Origin of the sequence: Neoalteromonas facilis, from assembly GCF_002807665.1 — a bacterium.
In the GTDB taxonomy this organism is placed as follows: Bacteria; Pseudomonadota; Gammaproteobacteria; order Enterobacterales; family Alteromonadaceae; genus Alteromonas_E; species Alteromonas_E facilis.
The window spans coordinates 21,550-42,187 of the sequence record NZ_PEAY01000006.1; the positions used below are offsets into that span (position 1 = coordinate 21,550).

28 protein-coding genes are annotated in these 20,638 nt (G+C 44.4%); 5 read left to right on the forward strand and 23 right to left on the reverse strand.

The window, feature by feature from the left end; translation table 11 throughout:
- Nucleotides 1–30 precede the first annotated feature (30 nt).
- Entirely contained in the window at nt 31–1,035 is a 1,005-nt protein-coding gene (locus CSH93_RS15505) for an acyltransferase family protein (protein ID WP_100644248.1), read from the reverse strand.
- Nucleotides 1,036–1,267: 232 nt separating this feature from the next.
- Between CSH93_RS15505 and CSH93_RS15510 the strand changes: the two genes are divergently transcribed.
- The gene (locus CSH93_RS15510) at nt 1,268–2,089 is read left to right on the forward strand and encodes a hypothetical protein (RefSeq protein WP_100644249.1); all 822 of its coding nucleotides are present in this window, start codon (nt 1,268–1,270) and stop codon (nt 2,087–2,089) included.
- Between the two features lie 81 nt (nt 2,090–2,170).
- Here the strand turns inward: CSH93_RS15510 and rplQ are convergent, their stop codons facing one another.
- From rplQ to CSH93_RS15600, 18 genes are all read right to left on the reverse strand, one after another.
- Nucleotides 2,171–2,569 carry a 50S ribosomal protein L17 gene (rplQ, locus tag CSH93_RS15515; protein WP_100644251.1) on the reverse strand — a complete coding sequence of 133 codons (399 nt, stop codon included), beginning with the start codon at nt 2,567–2,569 and terminating at the stop codon, nt 2,171–2,173.
- Nucleotides 2,570–2,606: 37 nt separating this feature from the next.
- On the reverse strand, nt 2,607–3,596 hold the full coding sequence (locus CSH93_RS15520; RefSeq protein ID WP_100644252.1) for a DNA-directed RNA polymerase subunit alpha: 990 nt from the start codon (nt 3,594–3,596) through the stop codon (nt 2,607–2,609).
- Between the two features lie 20 nt (nt 3,597–3,616).
- On the reverse strand, nt 3,617–4,237 hold the full coding sequence (gene rpsD / locus CSH93_RS15525) for a 30S ribosomal protein S4 (protein WP_100644254.1): 621 nt from the start codon (nt 4,235–4,237) through the stop codon (nt 3,617–3,619).
- Nucleotides 4,238–4,261: 24 nt separating this feature from the next.
- Complete coding sequence (gene rpsK, locus CSH93_RS15530; protein WP_100644255.1) at nt 4,262–4,651, reverse strand: 30S ribosomal protein S11; 390 nt, start codon at nt 4,649–4,651, stop codon at nt 4,262–4,264.
- 15 nt (nt 4,652–4,666) lie between these two features.
- On the reverse strand, nt 4,667–5,023 hold the full coding sequence (gene rpsM / locus CSH93_RS15535) for a 30S ribosomal protein S13 (RefSeq protein ID WP_100644257.1): 357 nt from the start codon (nt 5,021–5,023) through the stop codon (nt 4,667–4,669).
- A gap of 153 nt (nt 5,024–5,176) precedes the next feature.
- The gene (gene rpmJ, locus CSH93_RS15540; RefSeq protein ID WP_013343810.1) at nt 5,177–5,290 is read right to left on the reverse strand and encodes a 50S ribosomal protein L36; all 114 of its coding nucleotides are present in this window, start codon (nt 5,288–5,290) and stop codon (nt 5,177–5,179) included.
- 36 nt (nt 5,291–5,326) lie between these two features.
- Nucleotides 5,327–6,646, reverse strand: coding sequence for a preprotein translocase subunit SecY (gene secY / locus CSH93_RS15545; RefSeq protein ID WP_100644259.1), 1,320 nt, complete (start codon nt 6,644–6,646; stop codon nt 5,327–5,329).
- 5 nt (nt 6,647–6,651) lie between these two features.
- Nucleotides 6,652–7,086: a 50S ribosomal protein L15 gene (gene rplO / locus CSH93_RS15550; protein ID WP_100644261.1), complete on the reverse strand. Its 435-nt coding sequence runs from the start codon at nt 7,084–7,086 to the stop codon at nt 6,652–6,654.
- A gap of 3 nt (nt 7,087–7,089) precedes the next feature.
- The gene (rpmD, locus tag CSH93_RS15555) at nt 7,090–7,269 is read right to left on the reverse strand and encodes a 50S ribosomal protein L30 (protein WP_100644263.1); all 180 of its coding nucleotides are present in this window, start codon (nt 7,267–7,269) and stop codon (nt 7,090–7,092) included.
- Nucleotides 7,270–7,275: 6 nt separating this feature from the next.
- The gene (rpsE, locus tag CSH93_RS15560; protein ID WP_100644265.1) at nt 7,276–7,776 is read right to left on the reverse strand and encodes a 30S ribosomal protein S5; all 501 of its coding nucleotides are present in this window, start codon (nt 7,774–7,776) and stop codon (nt 7,276–7,278) included.
- 9 nt (nt 7,777–7,785) lie between these two features.
- Nucleotides 7,786–8,139 carry a 50S ribosomal protein L18 gene (gene rplR, locus CSH93_RS15565; RefSeq protein ID WP_100644395.1) on the reverse strand — a complete coding sequence of 118 codons (354 nt, stop codon included), beginning with the start codon at nt 8,137–8,139 and terminating at the stop codon, nt 7,786–7,788.
- A 12-nt stretch (nt 8,140–8,151) separates the two neighbouring features.
- Entirely contained in the window at nt 8,152–8,685 is a 534-nt protein-coding gene (gene rplF, locus CSH93_RS15570; RefSeq protein ID WP_100644267.1) for a 50S ribosomal protein L6, read from the reverse strand.
- Between the two features lie 13 nt (nt 8,686–8,698).
- Entirely contained in the window at nt 8,699–9,091 is a 393-nt protein-coding gene (gene rpsH / locus CSH93_RS15575; RefSeq protein ID WP_100644268.1) for a 30S ribosomal protein S8, read from the reverse strand.
- A gap of 12 nt (nt 9,092–9,103) precedes the next feature.
- A complete protein-coding gene (gene rpsN, locus CSH93_RS15580; protein WP_100644270.1) occupies nt 9,104–9,409 on the reverse strand; it encodes a 30S ribosomal protein S14 in 306 nt (101 codons plus the stop codon).
- Between the two features lie 11 nt (nt 9,410–9,420).
- Nucleotides 9,421–9,960, reverse strand: coding sequence for a 50S ribosomal protein L5 (gene rplE / locus CSH93_RS15585; protein WP_100644272.1), 540 nt, complete (start codon nt 9,958–9,960; stop codon nt 9,421–9,423).
- 17 nt (nt 9,961–9,977) lie between these two features.
- Nucleotides 9,978–10,292, reverse strand: a complete 315-nt coding sequence (gene rplX, locus CSH93_RS15590; RefSeq protein WP_100644283.1) for a 50S ribosomal protein L24 — start codon at nt 10,290–10,292, stop codon at nt 9,978–9,980.
- Between the two features lie 12 nt (nt 10,293–10,304).
- Entirely contained in the window at nt 10,305–10,673 is a 369-nt protein-coding gene (gene rplN / locus CSH93_RS15595) for a 50S ribosomal protein L14 (RefSeq protein WP_100644285.1), read from the reverse strand.
- Between the two features lie 427 nt (nt 10,674–11,100).
- Nucleotides 11,101–11,727: a lysoplasmalogenase gene (locus CSH93_RS15600; RefSeq protein ID WP_100644287.1), complete on the reverse strand. Its 627-nt coding sequence runs from the start codon at nt 11,725–11,727 to the stop codon at nt 11,101–11,103.
- 229 nt (nt 11,728–11,956) lie between these two features.
- On the opposite strand from CSH93_RS15600, the gene CSH93_RS15605 reads away from it, so the two are divergent.
- Nucleotides 11,957–13,180: a GGDEF domain-containing protein gene (locus tag CSH93_RS15605; RefSeq protein ID WP_100644289.1), complete on the forward strand. Its 1,224-nt coding sequence runs from the start codon at nt 11,957–11,959 to the stop codon at nt 13,178–13,180.
- A 19-nt stretch (nt 13,181–13,199) separates the two neighbouring features.
- Here the strand turns inward: CSH93_RS15605 and rsgA are convergent, their stop codons facing one another.
- The gene (gene rsgA, locus CSH93_RS15610; RefSeq protein WP_100644290.1) at nt 13,200–14,243 is read right to left on the reverse strand and encodes a ribosome small subunit-dependent GTPase A; all 1,044 of its coding nucleotides are present in this window, start codon (nt 14,241–14,243) and stop codon (nt 13,200–13,202) included.
- A 310-nt stretch (nt 14,244–14,553) separates the two neighbouring features.
- Between rsgA and CSH93_RS15615 the strand changes: the two genes are divergently transcribed.
- On the forward strand, nt 14,554–15,195 hold the full coding sequence (locus tag CSH93_RS15615) for a tetratricopeptide repeat protein (protein ID WP_100644292.1): 642 nt from the start codon (nt 14,554–14,556) through the stop codon (nt 15,193–15,195).
- Nucleotides 15,196–15,590: 395 nt separating this feature from the next.
- Here CSH93_RS15615 and CSH93_RS17960 read toward each other — a convergent pair whose 3' ends face one another.
- Entirely contained in the window at nt 15,591–15,746 is a 156-nt protein-coding gene (locus tag CSH93_RS17960; RefSeq protein ID WP_164078395.1) for a hypothetical protein, read from the reverse strand.
- A 58-nt stretch (nt 15,747–15,804) separates the two neighbouring features.
- Complete coding sequence (locus tag CSH93_RS15620) at nt 15,805–16,002, reverse strand: hypothetical protein (RefSeq protein ID WP_100644294.1); 198 nt, start codon at nt 16,000–16,002, stop codon at nt 15,805–15,807.
- A gap of 247 nt (nt 16,003–16,249) precedes the next feature.
- Here CSH93_RS15620 and CSH93_RS15625 point away from each other — a divergent pair, with 247 nt between their 5' ends.
- Entirely contained in the window at nt 16,250–17,869 is a 1,620-nt protein-coding gene (locus CSH93_RS15625) for a sensor domain-containing diguanylate cyclase (protein ID WP_100644296.1), read from the forward strand.
- Nucleotides 17,870–17,950: 81 nt separating this feature from the next.
- Here the strand turns inward: CSH93_RS15625 and CSH93_RS15630 are convergent, their stop codons facing one another.
- Nucleotides 17,951–19,462, reverse strand: a complete 1,512-nt coding sequence (locus CSH93_RS15630; protein ID WP_124748990.1) for a DUF4397 domain-containing protein — start codon at nt 19,460–19,462, stop codon at nt 17,951–17,953.
- A 290-nt stretch (nt 19,463–19,752) separates the two neighbouring features.
- Here CSH93_RS15630 and htpX point away from each other — a divergent pair, with 290 nt between their 5' ends.
- Nucleotides 19,753–20,628 (forward strand): protease HtpX, encoded by an 876-nt coding sequence (htpX, locus tag CSH93_RS15635; protein ID WP_100644396.1) that lies wholly within the window; start codon nt 19,753–19,755, stop codon nt 20,626–20,628.
- The last annotated feature ends 10 nt before the right edge of the window (nt 20,629–20,638 follow it).

Consider the following 20,638-nt stretch of genomic DNA (forward strand, 5'->3'; position numbering starts at 1 on the left):
GTCGCCGCTGTATTACTGATACGCCGCATTTTACGACGCTGACGCTTTTCCTCTCAAAAAGCGTGCTTGCAAACGTTTTTTAAACGCTCGATTAGATGGTACTTCAATCAAGCGGTTCAGACCATAAGCAATTGCAATAACCATCATCGTCGCAACGCTCACTTTTAATACACTGCTCCAATTGTTCGGCAAATAATTTAATATCACATAGCCAATATTTTGATGGATTAAATAAAGGGAATACGAAATGGCGCCAAGCCAAACAAATATTGAGTGGCGTAACAACGCCATGCGCACTTTTACGGCGCCAATAAACAGTGCGCTTAAGAAGCCATATAGGATCGTTTCAAGCCAGTTGGTAGCGAACAAACACGCGACAAACACAACAGCAAACGCTACTCGCGTAGACAACCTATCGCGTTCGCTTTGCCAATTAAAAACAGCGATACCAAGCAAGAAAAACTGTGCATAACCGTCCAAGGTCAGTAATTCTAAAAAACGAATTTCCAACGAAAATACCTGCAGCGCGGCATTTAATGCAATCAACAGTATCAGAAGCCACGGGGCATTACGTTGCTGCTTACTCAGAAGTAAAGTGAACATCCACGCATAAAACGTTAGCTCCAGTGTTAATGTCCAATACACGCCATCAACATGCGGCACGCCTAAGTACTCATGAAACATCAGTAAATTTAACATCATATCGCTAACATGAACTTGTCTGTCTGCCAAGCCGAAAGCGAACACAGCTGTGAAGGTCACCAGCACCGACACCCAGTACACAGGGTAAAGACGGGAGAAGCGTGAGATAACAAATTCTGCGGGGCGTTGAATACGATCCAGCGTCCAATAAATCACATAACCGCTGATCATAAAAAATAAGTGAACGCCATATTGGCCCCAATAGGCCCAATACGTTGCTATATCCTCATGACCATATAAATCGGCATAACGATAAACCATATGGTAGATAACCACAGCGAAAGCCGCAAAGCCACGAAGCGCATCGAGTTCAGTTAAACGGTGATTTGGCACGAATCTACTCTTATTATTGTTATTTCAGCTTATTGCGACGCCCTATAGTTGATCGCTAATACATAGGAAGTGCTTTTAATACCTTGAAAATTTGCGTTTTTCTAAGGTTTTGCGTACTTTACATTTATTAACATTTTTTAACAATTTATGAACTAACGCTGACAGAGAGGGTCAACGATAGTTGATGAAGCTAATTGCACGGATGCATGAACAATTGATGGTGTAATGAAGTATGCGTAAATCAGTTATCGCAGCGGCTGTATTGTCGTCCGTTTTTGTCGCAGGGCAGTCATTTGCTGTACAGCCAACTGACACAACCCCTCTTGAATTAAAAGAAAGCACCGAGCATGTATCTGATAAATCTCATGATCGTGCCGCTTTAAAGGCCGCTTTCATTCAGCGACAGATGGAAAACAATGCCAGCATTGGGCGTGCCATCAAGTCGATTGCCAGCCATTACCCTCAGCAAATCACTACGATCGTGGATGTTGCGTTAGATACCTACCCCGATAAATACAAAGAGATTATTTACGCAGCAATTTCAACGCAACCAACCGCGACAGAAGAAATTGTTAAGATCGCAATAGAGAAAGGTGTTAGCGAATGCCCTAATATTGTCGAATTAGCCATCTTGGCTGAGCCTAGTTATGTAAACTTTGTCGTTACAGCCGCCGCTAATACTACGCCGGAAGAATTGCAAGATATCGTGCGTGTAGCCGTAGTTACTGAGCCTGATTCAGCTGATCGCATTGTCCAAACGCTCGCTAAAGAGCATCCCGACGATATGGTCAGTATATTAACCACCGCTATTGGTGCAGTACCTTTCGTCGGTGAGTACATTGTAGACGGGCTTTTAGCGTTATTCCCTGAGCAAGCTGACACTGTAGTAGAGAATGCGGTGCGAGAGTCATCGCAGCAGCGTGATCAGATCATCAAGATCATTGAAACTGCAGAGAATCACGGCGTGGATGCAGAGCAATTAAAATATTCCGCATTGAAAGGCGGTGCTACAGAAGAAGAAATCGCTTTGGCGACAAAAAGTGACGACCAATAAAGCAGTTGCTTAAACTGACTTTTACCAAACTGCAGAAACAAAAAACCCGGCTTAAGCCGGGTTTTTTAATTTAGTAATTACTTACTCTTCAGTTGCTTCAACTACTTCAGCTTCTTCAACAACTGGACGGTCGACTAATTCAACGTAAGCCATTGGCGCGCTGTCACCAGCACGTAGACCACACTTCAAAATGCGGATATAGCCACCTGGACGCGCTTCATAGCGAGGGCCAAGTTCATTGAATAATTTACCTACAACTTCTTTATCACCAGTGCGAGCCATCGCCAAACGACGATTAGCTACACTGTCTTGCTTCGCAAGTGTGATTAAAGGCTCGATAACGCGACGCAATTCTTTCGCTTTTGGCAACGTAGTTTTGATCACTTCATGCTTAACCAATGAACCTGCCATGTTTTTAAACATTGCTTGGCGATGGCTGCTGTTGCGATTCAACTGACGACCACTTTTACGATGGCGCATAGTTTTATCCTTCTCTAAAAATCAGACCGAGGCCTGATTAATCTCTTTCAGCGATGCTCTCTGGTGGCCAGTTCTCTAGGCGCATGCCTAGTGAAAGTCCACGTGATGCGAGCACATCTTTGATCTCAGTAAGCGATTTTTTACCAAGGTTTGGCGTTTTAAGTAGCTCAACCTCAGTACGCTGTACTAAGTCACCTATGTATTGGATAGCTTCCGCTTTCAAACAGTTTGCAGAACGAACCGTTAACTCTAAATCATCAACTGGACGAAGTAGAATCGGATCAAACTCCGGCTTCTCTTCTTTCGCTACTGGCTCTGAAATATCGCGTAATTCTACGAACGCATCTAACTGTTCAGCTAGGATGGTTGCAGAACGACGGATAGCTTCTTCAGGATCCAAAGTACCGTTAGTTTCCATATCGATGATTAGCTTGTCCAAGTCTGTGCGTTGTTCAACACGCGCAGCTTCAACAGCATAAGAGATACGCTCAACTGGGCTGTATGAAGCGTCAACTAATAAACGACCAATAGGACGATCATCTTCTTCAGAGGAACGACGCGTCGCCGCTGGAACATAACCACGGCCCATCTCTACCTTGATACGCATGCTGATTTCTGTATCGCCAGTAAGCGTACAAATCACGTGATCAGGGTTTACGATTTCAACATCACCGTCGTGCTGGATATCACCAGCCGTTACCGGGCCCGCTCCAGATTTCACCAAGGTTAACGTAGCTTCGGTTTTACCCTCCAAGCTAACGGCCAAACCTTTAAGGTTTAGCAAGATCTCGATGACGTCTTCTTGAACGCCTTCTTTAGTGCTGTACTCATGTAAAACACCATCAATCTCTACTTCAGTTACGGCACAACCCGGCATTGAAGATAATAAGATACGACGTAACGCATTGCCTAAAGTGTGACCAAAACCACGCTCTAGTGGCTCTAGTGTTACTTTCGCACGCGTTGGAGAAACGTTTTCGATTTCAACCAATCTTGGTTTAAGGAATTCAGTTACAGAACCCACAATGTATCCTCTTTAGTTACACTTTACTTAGAGTAAAGTTCGACGATCAACTGTTCGTTTATTTCGGCTGACAAGTCAGTTCTTTCAGGGATACGCTTGAACGTACCTTCCATTTTCGAGTTGTCGACTTCAATCCACGTTGGCTTTTCACGTTGGTCAGCAAGTTCTAGTGCTGCCACGATACGTGCTTGCTTCTTCGCTTTTTCACGAACAGACACCACGTCATCAGCTTTAACGTTGAACGATGGGATATTAACCACTTTGCCATTTACAAGAATAGCTTTGTGGCTTACAAGCTGACGCGCTTCAGAGCGAGTGCTTGCAAAACCCATACGGTAAACAACGTTATCAAGACGCTGTTCAAGAAGTTGCAACAAGTTTTCACCTGTGTTGCCTTTTAAACGTGCCGCTTCTTTATAGTAGTTACGGAACTGTTTTTCTAGTACACCGTACATACGACGTACTTTTTGCTTTTCACGCAACTGAACACCGTAGTCAGACAAACGGCCACGACGGGCACCATGTTGACCAGGCGCAGTATCGATTTTACATTTAGAATCGATTGCGCGAACGCCGCTCTTAAGGAACAAATCTGTGCCTTCGCGACGGCTAAGTTTGAGTTTTGGACCCAAATATCTTGCCATGATCTTTCTCCTGTTGTCCGTCGATTAAACGCGACGTTTTTTCGGTGGACGACAACCGTTGTGAGGAATAGGGGTCACATCGGTAATGTTTGTGATCTTGTACCCAGTTGCGTTAAGCGCACGGATCGCAGACTCACGGCCTGGACCTGGACCTTTAACGAACACTTCTAGGTTTTTCAGACCGTATTCTTGAGCAGCAACGCCAGCGCGTTCTGCAGCAACCTGAGCAGCGAATGGAGTTGATTTACGTGAACCACGGAAACCAGAACCACCAGAAGTTGCCCATGCCAAGGCGTTACCTTGACGATCTGTAATAGTCACAATTGTATTGTTGAAAGACGCATGGATATGAGCCATACCGTCAGCAACCTGACGTTTTACGCGCTTACGAGCGCGAGTTGGTGCTTTTGCCATAACTTACTCTCCCCGTTACTTCTTAATAGGTTTACGAGGACCCTTACGAGTACGCGCATTTGTTTTAGTGCGCTGTCCACGTAGAGGCAAGCTACGACGGTGGCGAATGCCACGGAAGCAACCAAGGTCCATCAAACGTTTGATGCTCATTGAGACTTCACGGCGCAAATCACCTTCAACAGTGAATTTAGCCACTTCGTCACGAAGCTTATCAATAGTTGTTTCATCAAGATCTTTGATCTTGGTAGTTTCTGCAACACCAGCTGCCGCACAAATAGTCTTTGCACGAGTAGCACCGATGCCAAAGATTGCTTGGATAGCAATCACAGCATGCTTGTGTTCCGGAATGTTAATGCCAGCGATACGGGCCATTAACAGCACTCCTCTAAATTAATGTCGACGACCTAAAAAGCCCGATAGGATACTTACCCGTCGACCAAATTGCAATTTAAACGCTCATTTACTATGCAACTTGCGTGGCATCAATCGCCGAAACCACGCAAAGTAAAATGAACGCAACGTTGATTAGCCTTGCCTTTGCTTATGCTTTGGCTCACTGCAAATCACGCGCACAACACCGTTGCGCTTGATGACTTTACAGTTACGGCACATCTTTTTAACGGATGCACGAACTTTCATTACATCACTCCGTAGTACGCAATCGTGGGGCCGGCCTTAACGACCGATACCCTTCAGATTGGCTTTCTTGAGAACAGAATCATATTGATGTGACATCAAATGAGTCTGCACCTGTGCCATAAAGTCCATGATGACCACTACAATAATCAGTAGTGAAGTACCGCCGAAATAGAATGGAACATTCCAAGCGATCAACATGAATTCAGGCACTAAACAAATAAAGGTTATGTAGAGCGCACCAGCTAATGTGAGGCGAGTCATTACCTTGTCGATGTAGCGTGATGTTTGTTCACCTGGGCGGATGCCCGGGATAAACGCACCCGACTTTTTCAAGTTATCTGCTGTATCGCGTGGGTTAAATACCAACGCAGTATAGAAATAACAGAAGAAAATAATCGCTGCTGCATACAACATAACGTACAACGGTTGTCCAGGCGATAGCAATAATGCTACGTCGGCTAACCATGCCGTTGATTCATTCTGACCAAACCATCCAGCAATTGTTCCTGGGAACAAGATAATGCTTGATGCAAAGATTGGCGGGATTACACCAGCCATATTAACTTTAAGTGGTAAGTGCGTGCTTTGAGCTGCAAATACCTTACGGCCTTTTTGCTGTTTTGCGTAGTTAACTACGATACGGCGCTGTGCACGTTCAACGAATACCACAAGGTATGTCAACGCGATGACAATGGCACCGATCAGCAACAAGAACAATAAGTTAATATCACCTTGACGAGCTTGCTCTGCTGTCTGACCCAACGCTGTAGGTAGACCTGCGACAATGCCCGCAAAGATCAGAATAGAGATACCGTTACCGATACCTCGTTCAGTAATTTGCTCACCTAGCCACATCAGGAACATAGTTCCCGTTACTAGACTCACTACTGCTGTAAAGTAGAACGCGAAGCCTGGGGCAATCACCAAACCCTGGATTAGGTTGGGTAGTCCGGTCGCAATACCAATAGACTGGAAAGTCGCAAGTACAAGCGTCAAATAACGAGTGTACTGGCTGATTTTACGACGCCCTGCCTCACCTTCTTTCTTAAGCTCCATCATCGGTGGGTGAACCACCGACAATAGCTGCATAATAATTGAAGCTGTGATGTAAGGCATAATGCCCAGGGCTAGCACTGACGCACGCTCAAGAGCACCACCAGAGAACATGTTAAACATTTCTACGATAGTACCTTTTTGCTGCTCAAATAATTGAGCAAGCACTGCTGGGTCAATGCCAGGGATCGGCACATAAGAACCAAGCCTAAAAACAATTACCGCTCCTAAAACGAACAACAATCTTGATTTAAGCTCGCTCAATCCGCCTTTCGCGCCTGAATCCAATCCTGGTTTAGCCATCTAGCTTATTCCTCTACTTTACCGCCGGCAGCTTCAATCGCTTCACGCGCACCTTTTGAAACCTTTACACCGCTAACCGTTACTGCACGAGAGATTTCACCGCTCTTCATAACTTTAACGAACTGAATGTCTTTCTTAATAAGACCTGCAGCTTTCAAAGTTTCTACAGAAACAGTGTCACCCTCTACCTTAGCTATTTCAGATAGTGTCACTTGGTCAGAAACCAAGCCTACACGTGATGTGAAACCAAACTTTGGTAAACGGCGTTGGATTGGCATTTGTCCGCCTTCGAAACCTGGCTTAACAGAACCACCAGAGCGGCTCTTTTGACCTTTGTGACCACGGCCACCAGTCTTACCTAAACCAGAACCGATACCACGGCCCAAACGCTTACCCGAATTTTTCGCTCCTGGAGCAGGAGCAAGAGTATTTAAACGCATCTTTTACTCCTCCACGATCTCAACCATGTAATATACACGGTTGATCATGCCACGAACGGCTGGGGTATCTTCCAACTCACGTACACGACCAATCTTGCCAAGACCCAAGCCAGTTAAAGTGGCTTTATGCTTTGGCAAACGACCGATCGCACTTTTCGTTTGTTTGACTTTTAAAGTTGCCATTATCAATTACCCCAAAATTTCATCTACGGATAACCCACGCTTAGCAGCAACTTGCGCTGGAGAGTTCATCTCTACCAATGCATTGATAGTTGCACGTACAACGTTAATTGGGTTAGTTGAGCCGTAACATTTTGAAAGTACGTTCTGTACACCAGCTACTTCTAGTACTGCACGCATCGCACCACCAGCAATGATACCGGTACCTTCAGATGCAGGCTGCATATATACTTTAGAGCCAGAGTGACGACCTTTAATAGGGTGCTGTAGTGTGTGACCGTTCAAGTCAACGTCAACAAGATTGCGACGTGCTTTTTCCATAGCTTTCTGGATAGCAGCAGGCACTTCACGTGCTTTACCGTAACCGAAACCTACACGGCCATTGCCATCACCAACCACTGTCAAAGCAGTAAAACTAAAGATGCGACCACCTTTAACTACTTTTGATACACGGTTTACGGCAATGAGCTTCTCTAACAGTTCACCGTTTTGAACTTCTTGTTTAGCCATTGTTATCTCCTAGAACTGAAGACCGGCTTCACGAGCCGCGTCAGCCAATGCTTTCACACGACCGTGGTATTTAAATCCGCTACGATCGAAAGCCACGTCTTTGACGCCTTTTTCGATTGCGCGCTCAGCAATTGCTTTACCGACTGCCGCCGCTGCTTCTGCATTACCTGTTGATTTAAGACCTTTCTTAAGATCTGCTTCAACAGTAGAAGCCGCCGCCAATACTTCAGAACCGTTTGGTGCGATTAACTGAGCATAAATGTGGCGAGGTGTGCGGTTAACTACCAAGCGATGCGCGGCCAGTTCACTGATCTTCTTACGTGCACGAGTTGCGCGACGTAAGCGAGCTGTTTTCTTATCCATCGTATCACCCACCTACTTTTTCTTAGCTTCTTTACGCAGAACATTCTCGTCTGAGTAACGAACACCTTTACCTTTATAAGGCTCTGGTGGACGATAGCCGCGAATGTTGGCTGCAACCTGTCCTACCACCTGCTTATCAGCGCCTTTGACGACGATTTCAGTTTGGCTAGGAGTTTCTACCGAAATACCAGCAGGCATTTCGTAAACAACAGGGTGTGAGAAACCTAGTGTAAGGTTTAGCTTGCTACCTTGAGCTTGCGCACGGTAACCAACACCTAACAACTGAAGTTTTTTCTCAAAACCTTCTGATACACCAACAACCATTGCATTCAACAATGAACGCGCAGTACCCGCTTGGGCCCATGCATTCGCAACACCTTCACGAGGAAGTGCTTTAAGCTGCTGTTCTTCTTGAACGATTTCAACAGCGTCGTTGAATACGCGTGATAGCGTACCGTTTTTACCTTTTACAGTGACTTCTTGACCAGCGATAGAAACTTCTACGCCAGATACAACGTCAACTGGAGCTTTAGCTATACGTGACATTCTACTTCTCCCGTTACGCTACATAACCGATGATCTCACCGCCCATGCCTGCTTTACGCGCAGCACGGTCAGTCATCACACCTTTTGAAGTAGACACGATAGCAACGCCTAAACCACCCATTACTTTTGGTAACTCATCTTTCTTTTTGTAGATGCGTAGACCAGGGCGACTTACACGCTCAATTGTGTCGATTACTTGCTTACCTTCGAAGTACTTAAGCGTCACTTCTAGGGTAGGCTTAACGTCACCAGATACCGCGAAGTCAGTGATATAACCTTCTTCTTTAAGAACTTTCGCAATTGAAGTGCGAAGCTTAGAAGATGGCATAGTCACAGCAACTTTCTGCGCCATTTGGCCGTTACGGATGCGGGTAAACATATCCGCGATAGGATCTTGCATACTCATATCAGCTACTCCTTACCAGCTGGCTTTCTTAAGGCCAGGGACTTCACCGCGCATCGCTGCTTCACGAAGCTTGATACGGCTAAGACCAAATTTGCGTAGGAAACCGTGTGGACGACCCGTGATACGGCAACGGTTTTGTTGACGTGCACGACTTGAATCACGCGGTAGTGATTGTAGCTTTAGAACAGCATCCCAACGCTCTTCTTCAGAGGCGTTAACATCGCTGATAATCGCTTTAAGTGCTGCGCGTTTTTCTGCGTACTTAGCTACTAGCTTAGAACGCTTTACTTCGCGAGCTTTCATTGATTCTTTTGCCATAACCCTACACCTTACTTTTTAAACGGGAAGTTAAACGCAGACAATAATGCGTGCGCTTCTTCGTTCGTGTTCGCGCTGGTAGTGATAGTGATATCCATACCGCGGATTTTATCTACCTTATCGAAATCGATTTCAGGGAAGATAATTTGCTCACGAACGCCCATGCTATAGTTACCACGGCCATCAAATGACTTCGGGTTTAAACCACGGAAGTCACGGATACGCGGGATTGCAATTGAGATTAAACGCTCAAGGAATTCCCACATACGCTCGCCGCGCAGGGTTACTTTACAGCCAATCGGATAACCTTCACGGATTTTAAAACCCGCGACAGATTTGCGCGCTACAGTAACAATCGGCTTCTGACCTGCAATTGCAGTCATGTCAGCTTGAGCATTCTCAAGCACCTTCTTGTCAGCTACAGCTTCACCTAAACCCATGTTTAGAGTGATTTTTTCAATCCGAGGGACTTGCATGACGCTTTTGTACCCGAACTGCTTAGCAAGTTCAGCTACTACTGTTTCTTTATAGAAATCATGCAGTTTCGCCATCGTACTCTCCAATTAAATTAAACGAGTTCGCCGTTAGACTTGAAGAAACGAACTTTCTTCTCGCCTTCTAAACGGAAACCAACACGATCAGCTTTGCCCGTTGCCGGGTTAACGATCGCTACATTTGAAACGTGAATAGGTGCTTCTTTCTCAATAATACCGCCAGCTTCACCCAATTGAGGGTTAGGCTTCTGGTGTTTCTTGATTACATTTACACCTTCTACAATGACACGGTTTTCAGACGAAAAAACACGCTTAACTTTGCCAAGCTTGCCTTTGTCTTTACCTGCCAATACGACTACTTCATCATCACGACGAATTTTATTAGCCATTATCGTGACTCCTTATAGTACCTCTGGGGCCAGTGAGATAATCTTCATGAACGAATCGCCACGAAGCTCACGGGTAACCGGGCCAAAGATACGCGTACCAATAGGTTGCTTGTTGTTGTTCAACAAGACAGCTGCGTTGTTATCAAAACGGATAGTTGAACCGTCTGGACGACGAACGCCTTTCCTCGTACGCACCACCACTGCATTCAGTACGTCACCTTTTTTTACTTTACCGCGAGGAATTGCTTCCTTAACAGTAACTTTGATGATGTCACCGATATGTGCATAACGGCGATGCGAGCCACCAAGAACCTTAATACACTGAACCCTGCGAGCGCCGCTGTTGTCAGCAACATCCAGGTTAGTTTGCATTTGGATCATGTTAGTGCTCCGCTGTTAAATTACGACTCATATGAGCCACTAAAGCTGCTAAAAACGGACCTTTCGGCCAATTTTTAACCGTACCCCGATAAAAAGGGCGCGAAATGATAACAGAAAAGAACCGACAGTGACAGTCGAAATTTGAATTATTTTTAATCAGGTATGTGCCTGAAAATGTAGGGTTGGTAGAGGGTTGGTCGGCCTGCAAGAAACCTTTGTTCTAGTTAAGCCTAACTCCATGAAATTTAACCCTATTCAAGCGAAGGGTTCGCTTCATTGGTAACCTTAGCGCTGAATTATACTGCACTTGCGCCTAATCATGCCATAAGAAAATGTAGTGTTTCAAAGCCGAACGCAAAATGTGGTCATAAGGCAGACGCACCTTCCTCTTCTAATCGCAATGCACCGACCGCAAGAAATTTACGGGTTATCGCTTCAACAACAATCCGTAACCAATTAATAACTGTGCCGTCAGATAAGTCGAAACAATCACATAGGTTGAAGCATCAAATGGTAACCAAAATCGATTAATGCCGATCATCGCATCCGCAAGCATAAATAAAACTCCACCTAATGCTATCCAGCTGTGTCCTGTCTGCATCGCGAGTATTGCCATTGCGGTGAGACACGCGACATACACCACCACTGGCCACCACATAGTCCCCGTGTTCGGGTGAAACTGATAGAGTAAAAAAATAGCGACTGCGATAGGTGCTACATAACTAAATGTTTTAGCTGGAAGGGAGAGTTTGTGAATAGCTCTTAGCTTTACAAATATGACGATGTAGCAGATTTGGGTGATTAAAAACGAAAGTAATGCGTGTTTAAGATATAGCTGACGATCCATATCTAGAAACACATCACCAGCGGCTGAACCCACCATAGCAATGATATACAACACACGCTGACGACCGGAAAGAAGCCTCAAACTGATTGCTGCGAGTAACAAAACCGGCATCGCTTTCAACACAAAACTGAATGGGTAAGGATGAAACGGTAACGAAACAACATAGGTAACGCCCAACACTGCCGCTAAACTGAATAACCATTTCATTTCTTGTGTTCCTACCCGCTAAAAGTGAATCAACATAGCGCAACGTTAACTCATTCCTACAGTTTCATCAGCAAGATTATTGTCAGCACACACCGTCACTCAGAAATTGGAAACTCCTTTTTCATGGCACCTGCATTTCGCCGTAAGTTCGACAAGCAGCTTTTAGCGGTATAAGCTTGGTTTTAAGTGTCATAATGCGGGCGACATAGCATTGAAAAAAAGCTACCTGATGCCTAATCGCATATACAAATTGCGTTTGACACTCTTTGCCTTATTAACCATTGCATTGTTTGCGCTTATTTTTACTGCTGCGACCGCCGTATATTTTTTCAATCAACAACACACTCTCAGTTCCCGCTTTTATAACCTGAAAATCCTAGCCCAAGATATCGCGTTGCATGATGAAGTTCTGACGATGTCTGCGCTTGTCGCTACTCTCGATAGCGGTACGCAATGGAAGAATCGGTATGACCAGTACGAATTAGCAATAGAGGAATTATTGGAACAAGCTTCCAACACCGACCCCAAAATATCGGCTTTCTTTCAGGACACTGCAAAAGCAAATACACAGCTTGTTGCGCTGGAAAAGCGAGCGTTTGCTTTAGTCCAAGCAAACAAAAACGAGCAAGCATTGTCACTATTAAAAAGCGATGAATATCAAGGTTACAAGAATGACTTTAGCAGTGGGATAGCTAACGCAATAGATGAGGTACTAAAAGAGACTCAATCCAGCCTTGATCAGAGCAAGCGGCAGCGTGGGCAATACTTGGTTATTTCGATGATGGTGTCCTTCATCTTGGTGTTGATTTTATGGTACTTCCTGATCCGCTATGTAAGATTGACTGACAAAGCAATTGAGACCGTTGCTAAAACAGATGAGCTTTCTGGCCTTTATAACAGAAGGGAGTTTCATCGTATATTAGACTATGAACTCAATCGTTCTCATCGAGAGAAAAAGTTATTAATGCTCACGATTATTGATCTAGACAATTTCAAGAAGTTTAACGACCGATACGGGCATCCGAGTGGTGATGATGTCATCAAAAGAATAGGTGAATTATTGAGGAAGATGAGCCGCCGCGCTAATGAATCAGCTTTTCGAGTCGGTGGTGAAGAATTCGTATTTATTTCGACCTGTGAAAACAAAGATGATGCCTTTCGTCTTGCTCAATCCATGTGTACACAGATCCTCAAGCTTGACATTCCTCACGAAGACAACCCACCACACAAAAAGATGACCGCTTCATGCGGTATAGCCTTCTCATGCCTGACACAAAATTTAACCTCTAAGGAGTTATATTCCCGAGCTGACCAAGCTTTAACCGAGCGAAAAGTGCAGGTAAGAATCAATCCGTCGTTTTCAGCGAAACCGATACTGCAACATCTTTATAGATATACATCTAGTTTATGTTGCAAGTATGTTTTTGCGTACACGATTTCACTGCAAATTTAACAAACTAGGCAAGGGCCGCTTAATACCGGCCCTTTATCTTGTATGAATCGACAAGTGTTCGCTTGTAAAACTTGCCCAGCGCTTTATCTTTAGCTCGTTTTTGCGATAGCGACGCCGAATTCATCGCTTCTTCTTTGAGTAGCTTCAGATAATTTTTTAGGCGTCTTGCATCCAGTTCACCAGCGGATACCGCTTCAATAACAGCGCACCCAGGCTCTCCCACATGATTGCAATCGGAAAAACGGCATTTCGATGCGAGCGCCTCTATATCAGAAAATGTAGAAGCAATGCCATCCTGACAATCTGCGATTTGAAGTTCTCGCATGCCCGGTGTATCCAATATCATTCCGCCACTAGGGATCCCCAAAAGTGAACGGTTGGTCGTGGTGTGACGGCCTTTATCATCATCTGATCGAATACAGCCTTTCGCTTGGCGTTGTTCACCCAGTAAAGTATTGGTGATAGTTGATTTCCCCACTCCAGATGAACCCAGAATAACGACCGTTCGACCTGTTCCAAGCCACTCATTGAGCCCTTCAGTACACTCTGAACTTAATGCGTTGACGGCAACTACAGGCAGATTTCTATCCATCTCGTGTACCTTCTTCACCCAAGCTTCTGGGTCTTCCACCAAGTCACTTTTAGTTAACACCACAACCGGCTCTACATCTGCTGAATTAGCAAGTGACAGATAGCGTTCTATGCGACTTAAATTAAAATCGTCATTTAATGAACAAACAATAAAAGCGGTGTCGACATTCGCTGCGATTAATTGCCAATCAACCTCTGCGCCTGCTGACTTGCGGCGGAAACATGTTTTACGCTCAAGAAGACGATAAAACCGATGTTCTTTATCGAGTAGAACCCAATCACCCACCACCATAGCCGGCATATTGTGAGTTAACTCTAGGCTTAAATCCTCAGACTCGGTTGTCAAACCGATAATGGATTTATGTTGCTCTACCACACGAGCAGGAATAACCTCATCCCATTCATCGAGTGATAATTGTTGCTGAAAGAAAGGACTCCAACCTATGCTGGATAAAGCGTGATAATTTGTCATAGCAAACCCTTAACAATAACGTTAATAGAAATATGAAAAGGGGCTTGTGCCCCGGCATACACCGGGCTGAGTGACTAACTGTTTGGTTAGTTTTGGTGCCCGGTCAGGTTTACTACAATCACTAAGTTCCTCCTAACCGATAATTTAGATACGTCGTGGAGTATATCGAATCACACAAAAGATTGCATTAAGCAAAACCAATTGCTTTTGAGGGAAATGATTTTGTTGTGTCTACTAAAGCAGTGGCCATTCATCCTGACGAAATCTTCACATTTAAAGGTTTAAGTTAACCTTTTTGCAGAGAATAAATATGAAACTTTCCCTACTTCTGATTTTCATTTTCGCTTCACTTGCAGTTAATGCAGCTTCTAACATAGAAAAAGGCAAACGGGCTTTCAATCTCCAAGATTACGAAAGTGCTGCCCAGTATTTTCACATTTCTGCGAATGATGGAGATAGTTACAGTCAAAGGTTGTTAGGGTATTTGTACAGTGTTGGCAAAGGTGTTGAAAAAAACTTTGAAGTAGCAGCTCTTTGGTATACCAAGTCAGCAGTTCAAGGAGATGATGCAAGTCAATATAATTTAGGTAACATGTATGAAAGAGGTAGGGGCGTTAAAAAGAGCTACCAACAAGCTTTGTTTTGGTACGGTGAATCTGCAAAACAGGGCAATCCACGCGCACAATTTCATTTAGCTCAGTTACACTATCAAGGTTTGGGAACTTCAAAAGACCTTGCGAAGGCTCTATTCTGGTTTAAGGAAGCTGCAAAAGATAATAATGCCGGTGTACAGTATCAAATTGGTTATATGTACGAGCAAGGAGAAGGGACGGCCAAGGATATAGCTAAAGCGGTTAGTTGGTATACAAAATCAGCCAAACAAGGCGAGCAAAAAGCGCAGCTTAGACTAACAGAGTTACACAGTGAAGGAATCAGCGTAAAGCAACCGTAATCTGAGCGTAGGTTAAGATTGCCCTAAGGCCTCTGTAACCGACATATCAAACAGTGTTTTTATAATGGTGGATTTATAAGCTACCGAGATTAAGTGCGAATATAGGGATATTCGCTTAAAACCTGCCCTGTGCTACTGTGAGGTCTTCACGATAAGATGTTGTGCGTTGCAACCATTCAAAGAAACACGTCAACGTGGCGCAGGCCACGACTCCCTTGGGAAATAGCTGAATTTCAATAGACATCTCACTATTCTAGGGAGGTTCCGTTTACAACGGAATGACCTTTTTCATTAGTGAATATTGTAAAAAACGGACCTACGAGTTTCTGGCCTTTACGAGGACGGTAGATTTTGTGTCACTTTATACGTTAGAGAGATGCGGCTAGCGCTTATATCTAGCGCTGGCGAAAAAGTTTAACGGCTCCAATCCCAATAAGACCTAGCAGGACCGCCAATCCAAAATGAACAAAAATAGAAGTATCTTTAGGTAGCAGGTTAGCGAGTAATAGGCCAACAACAATACCTAAAATTAAAAGATAACTACTTTTCATATTACGGGCCTTTCTTTTTTGGCGGGCTTAGCGCAATGCACACTAGCCCGCATTGTATTTAAATAGTTCCAAAGCCTGCACTATTACCAGCCGGACCAACGGGGTTAGAACCCCATCCGTTTTCAACGGCACTTTGCCAAGAGTCGACGTAAGTGTTTATTGCATAATCTAACGCATGGCCCACGGCCCATCCCGCTAAATATTGCCAACCAGCACCATTAATAGCTTCACATTCATTTTCGTTTAGAACATACATTGTGTTAATTCCTTTTAATAAAGTTTCCAAAATAAGCAATCAAACCTGACTGCCCTAAAGACACTAATAAATTAATAAATTTAGGTAAACTGTACTAAATGCTAGCTTTGTAAGATTTCTCGGCGCATCACACTTAATATTAAGCCTTCCTGAATGCTACCTTCCCGCCGCTCGTTCGATTGCCCAATAATTATTTCTGAAAGCAGCAGGGTCGATATTTTTAAACTACGCTTAGTCTAATAATCGCATGCAGAAAGGTTTGCCGTTGTATTCAATTCGACGTTACTTTTTGTACTTTCTTGTTATTTACAGCTCCTTATTAGTTGCTGTGTTTATTGGTTATCGTGTGTTTGTTGAGTTCCCACACGATATGGCGACTGTGGAAGAGCATCAGCGCCGTGAACTACAGAGTTTAAATAAGGGGCTGGAACAAAAGTTAGACCAATTACTGGCGGTCACCACCGATTGGGCGCACTGGACTGATACCTACGACTACGTTCTGGCACCAGAACAAAACCAGGCTTTTGTGGATGACAATATACTATCGAGCACTTTTGAGACCTTTGACCTGTACGCCATCATTATTTTAGATCGCAACTTCAATGTTGTCTTGTCACAAGGATTCAGTTTAGAAAACGAAGACTTCGCAGAAACCGCAGAGCTTCTCAATTTTGCGCCATCTCAAGTATTTCCAAACGACGTGACACCAGGTGATAAATGGGAGAGAACAGGCTGGGTATCAACACAAGAAGGCCCCGGCTCCTTTGCGGTGCAGTACATCACTGATTCAAGCATGGAGGCTGAGCCTGCTGGCTATCTTATGTTTGTTCAAGGCGTTACTGCAGATCAAATGGAAGGGTTACAAGCCGTCACACGACTAACCCTTAACTTTAAATCAACCTCATTGCATGATCCGGAAACCCATGGTGTCGTTTCTCTCTTAACACCGCAATTAGTGGAAGGCTTTGCGCTTCAGCGCAAGCGCTTACTAGATGATTATGCTGGTACGCCCATCATGCTACTCACCATTACCCACGACCCTCTGAATGTACCTGAGTTATTGGGTTGGTCTGAGGTATTCATTTTGTTGTTGCTGGTTTTAGTGCCCGCGGTGTTAATGTTTGCGATCGATAAATCACTTATTCGTCCACTATGGCGGAACACGCAAGAAATTGCTGAAATGGTGGAGCAAGAACAGATGCAGCCACTCACACAGCAACTGCCGGTTGCCGAACTGGAAAAAATGCGTGCCGCTTTTAATAAATCAGTGGACCTGGTCAATCGGCAACGAGAACAATTAATCTCACTTTCAATGACTGATAGTTTAACTGGTATCGCAAACCGCAGAGCATTTGATGAACACGCTTCTGATGCATGGCATCATGCCGTTAGGCACGAAACCGCATTTTTACTGGTTACACTGGATTTAGATTACTTTAAACTTTTTAACGATTCTCTCGGGCATCCAGAGGGTGATCAAGCCTTGATCAATGTAGGAAATGCCCTACAAAAATTCTGCCGACGTTCAGCTGAAATGTGTGCCCGTATTGGCGGTGAGGAATTCGCGTTAATTATGCAGGCTGAAGATGAAACATCGGCAAAACAACGCGTAAATGAGCTGTGTGAAGAAATCCAAACACTTGCTATCCCGCATGAAGCATCTCCCATTTCAAGTACTCTAACCTGTAGCATTGGCGCTATCTTTATTCCCAACCCCAATGTGAATTATCGTGCTGTAACCTTATCGGACCTTCTCTCACTTGTAGATAAAGAGCTATACCGCGCGAAGCAAGCAGGTCGCAACCAAGTCGTGTTCCATACTTACAGTTTGCCAAAGCGCGAAGAGAACCATAAATCGTCACGCTAATTCGTCAAACCATTTTAAATGACATTTCCCAATTGAAGTAGGCACACCTTTCGGAGTGCCTTACAGATTAATTAAGCTTTCTTACTCAACACTGCGTTGAGGCATTGTACGCAAGCTATAACCACTTGGTGATTGGTCGTTCACTTCTAACAGTAAAAACAGTTCATCTGATGTTTCATCTAACGATAACGATTGGCTATCAAGAATGATATCTGAGCCATCAATAGTCGCGATGGCAAACACCTCGTACGTATTGTTCAACAACACCAGTGATTCAGCGTTGCCAATAATGGCCGAACGACGCTGCTCAGTAGTTGATATGCTTTCGTTGTTTTTAACAAAGTAAAACGTCACGCGGGTAAAGTCGTAGCTGAATGCTAGGTTTAGCACTTTAACTTCGTGGTCGTATATCCGCTCACGTGTACTATTGGCAACAATGGTAGACATTAGCTTTGCGCGGATTTCATCAATTTGGCCATCACCATCTTCGTCATAATCTCCGTCACCATCATCATCTGCATACTCTTCCATCGCGTAAAAGAAGACTGTCTTGTCAGTATTTTCGGGAAGGCTTAACAATTGACTGTTTAGCATCACTTCTCCGCTTTGCGCATCAGTAACATTCACACTGTAGTCACCATTCTCGACTTCATAGGATTGACTGACCTCTCCTGTGCTTAATATTGGTACTTGGTTATCATTTTGCTCGGAGATCCCCGCCACGTTAATTTCTACAGTGCCGGAGTAGTCGGGTAACAAGTCTGACATCTGGATGCCGTTGTAGAATTGAAAACGCGCCTCAGCATCAACGGCTTGATAACTAGCCACGCTGGTATTACCCACGTTATCGATAACAAAAGGAGATTGACCCGCGCCATCACTCGGACGAATGATCAATACATACTGGGTGCTGTATAAATAGTCTACTTCAGTAGACTCAAATAGTACGTCAGTGCTGCCAGCCTCTGTTACGTAGAAGATATACTGATCTTCGGCTAACTTATTGTTGTCAGACAATGATAGATAATTAGCACTGCTGAAAAACTCTGCCTCATTGAAGGTTTCATCTGATTTTGAGTAATACACGTCAAGATTTGGATAAGCCTCCGACGCATTCAAAACTCGCAAATTAAACAAATCATTACTGGTGTCGTCTTCATCATCAATGACATCAACTTCATAAACATTCACCTCTGGTGATAAAACATCACCACTTAACACAACGAAAGAAATGATGTCGCTACGCACATTGATTTGACTCTCCGCTAACAGTTCGAGATCCGTACGAGCACTGCTGTCTTCATCCTGCCATGCCAATTCGTAATAATACGTGCCTTCGGGGACCTCTCGATTGCTCAACGCATTGCCGAACTGCACGCTCGTAAATGTCTGCTCAAATTCATCCGTGTCATCGCTGGTAAGATCTTCATCTAAGGTGAGAAATACAGCCGGTGAGTTTGGAGATGCATTATAAAACTTAACCCACCCCGAGCCTCGCTCGCTGTCTGAGCTACAGCCAGTAACACTCATAACGCCTAATGACATTAAAAGGCATGAGGTTGTGGTAAGAAAAGGGCGACTAAAATATTTCATTAAAACTCCGATAAGAATGCGTTATTGCAAACCTCTCAGTCTTTCGCTGGCTTGTTTAGTTCTGAGCTTTACAATTCTTTACATTCTTGACAGTTTGCTGACGAAATCTCTCCCCATCTTCCTCCCCTAACCTAGTATTGCTAAATACTCATGGCCAATTATTTTCAACCTTGCGGATTTCACTGCTTTTCATCGCCATGACTAAAATATTTGCTAGCTTTGCAAGATAATGGCTCTTGATTTTGCCCTGTTCTCCCTCATTTTAGGTATAAATGAAACAGGAGCTATTTATGCTGCGTATTGCCTTATTTTTAGCGACCAACATAGCTATTCTGGCATTGTTGAGTATTACCTTCAGCCTCTTGGGCTTGGAGGGTTTACTGGCCCAAAACGGTGTTGACTTAAACCTGCAAGCGTTGTTGGTTTACTCAGCGGTGATCGGTTTCAGTGGCTCTTTTATATCGTTGCTGCTGTCGAAATTTATCGCCAAGAAAACCATGGGGGTTCACACCATTGAACAGCCGCGAAACAATGTTGAACAATGGTTGATGAATACCGTACACCGCCAATCGTCTGCGGCTGGTATCAAAATGCCTGAAGTTGGTATTTTCAATCACCCATCGCCAAATGCCTTCGCTACAGGATGGAGTAAAAACAGTTCATTGGTTGCCGTCAGTACGGGGTTACTCGAGAGTATGCGTCAGGAAGAAGTAGAAGCGGTACTGGCACATGAAGTGAGTCATGTTGCCAATGGCGATATGGTAACCATGGCGCTATTGCAAGGGGTCCTGAATACCTTCGTGGTTTTCCTGTCGCGGGTAATCGGCCATATTGTAGACCGGGTTGTATTTCGTGTTGAGCGGGGGCATGGCCCAGCGTTTTGGATCGTATCAATCATTGCTGAATTGATACTGGGCGTATTCGCCATGATGATTCTCATGTGGTTCTCTCGTTACCGGGAATTCCGCGCTGATGCCGGAGGTGCTTCACTGACCAGTAAGCAGAGTATGATTGCGGCGCTTATGCGCTTGAAGCAACACCAAGATTCGCCGCCGCTGCCAGATGAAATGGCCGCATTTGCCATCAGTGCAGGTAAAATTCACAAGCTTTTTGCTAGCCACCCACCACTTGAAACCCGCATCGCGGCACTGCAAGCAAAAGGATAGAACACAATTT

Bases quoted from the DNA above. Each gene is read 5' to 3' on its own strand.
- rpmD (WP_100644263.1), bottom strand. From the start codon at position 7,269: ATGGCAACTTTAAAAGTCAAACAAACGAAAAGTGCGATCGGTCGTTTG.
- rpsN (WP_100644270.1), bottom strand. From the start codon at position 9,409: ATGGCAAAAGAATCAATGAAAGCTCGCGAAGTAAAGCGTTCTAAGCTA.
- CSH93_RS15615 (WP_100644292.1), top strand. From the start codon at position 14,554: ATGAAACTTTCCCTACTTCTGATTTTCATTTTCGCTTCACTTGCAGTT.
- rsgA (WP_100644290.1), bottom strand. From the start codon at position 14,243: ATGACAAATTATCACGCTTTATCCAGCATAGGTTGGAGTCCTTTCTTT.
- htpX (WP_100644396.1), top strand. From the start codon at position 19,753: ATGCTGCGTATTGCCTTATTTTTAGCGACCAACATAGCTATTCTGGCA.
- rplR (WP_100644395.1), bottom strand. From the start codon at position 8,139: ATGGATAAGAAAACAGCTCGCTTACGTCGCGCAACTCGTGCACGTAAG.
- CSH93_RS15600 (WP_100644287.1), bottom strand. From the start codon at position 11,727: ATGAAATGGTTATTCAGTTTAGCGGCAGTGTTGGGCGTTACCTATGTT.
- rpmJ (WP_013343810.1), bottom strand. From the start codon at position 5,290: ATGAAAGTTCGTGCATCCGTTAAAAAGATGTGCCGTAACTGTAAAGTC.
- rplX (WP_100644283.1), bottom strand. From the start codon at position 10,292: ATGGCTAATAAAATTCGTCGTGATGATGAAGTAGTCGTATTGGCAGGT.
- rpsM (WP_100644257.1), bottom strand. From the start codon at position 5,023: ATGGCCCGTATCGCTGGCATTAACATTCCGGAACACAAGCATGCTGTG.
- rplO (WP_100644261.1), bottom strand. From the start codon at position 7,086: ATGCGTTTAAATACTCTTGCTCCTGCTCCAGGAGCGAAAAATTCGGGT.
- rplQ (WP_100644251.1), bottom strand. From the start codon at position 2,569: ATGCGCCATCGTAAAAGTGGTCGTCAGTTGAATCGCAACAGCAGCCAT.
- rplE (WP_100644272.1), bottom strand. From the start codon at position 9,960: ATGGCGAAACTGCATGATTTCTATAAAGAAACAGTAGTAGCTGAACTT.
- CSH93_RS15625 (WP_100644296.1), top strand. From the start codon at position 16,250: ATGCAGAAAGGTTTGCCGTTGTATTCAATTCGACGTTACTTTTTGTAC.
- rpsH (WP_100644268.1), bottom strand. From the start codon at position 9,091: ATGAGTATGCAAGATCCTATCGCGGATATGTTTACCCGCATCCGTAAC.
- rpsD (WP_100644254.1), bottom strand. From the start codon at position 4,237: ATGGCAAGATATTTGGGTCCAAAACTCAAACTTAGCCGTCGCGAAGGC.
- CSH93_RS15605 (WP_100644289.1), top strand. From the start codon at position 11,957: ATGCCTAATCGCATATACAAATTGCGTTTGACACTCTTTGCCTTATTA.
- CSH93_RS17960 (WP_164078395.1), bottom strand. From the start codon at position 15,746: ATGAAAAGTAGTTATCTTTTAATTTTAGGTATTGTTGTTGGCCTATTA.
- rpsE (WP_100644265.1), bottom strand. From the start codon at position 7,776: ATGGCTAAACAAGAAGTTCAAAACGGTGAACTGTTAGAGAAGCTCATT.
- rplN (WP_100644285.1), bottom strand. From the start codon at position 10,673: ATGATCCAAATGCAAACTAACCTGGATGTTGCTGACAACAGCGGCGCT.
- rplF (WP_100644267.1), bottom strand. From the start codon at position 8,685: ATGTCACGTATAGCTAAAGCTCCAGTTGACGTTGTATCTGGCGTAGAA.
- CSH93_RS15510 (WP_100644249.1), top strand. From the start codon at position 1,268: ATGCGTAAATCAGTTATCGCAGCGGCTGTATTGTCGTCCGTTTTTGTC.
- CSH93_RS15620 (WP_100644294.1), bottom strand. From the start codon at position 16,002: ATGTATGTTCTAAACGAAAATGAATGTGAAGCTATTAATGGTGCTGGT.
- secY (WP_100644259.1), bottom strand. From the start codon at position 6,646: ATGGCTAAACCAGGATTGGATTCAGGCGCGAAAGGCGGATTGAGCGAG.
- CSH93_RS15630 (WP_124748990.1), bottom strand. From the start codon at position 19,462: ATGAAATATTTTAGTCGCCCTTTTCTTACCACAACCTCATGCCTTTTA.
- rpsK (WP_100644255.1), bottom strand. From the start codon at position 4,651: ATGGCAAAAGCACCAACTCGCGCTCGTAAGCGCGTAAAACGTCAGGTT.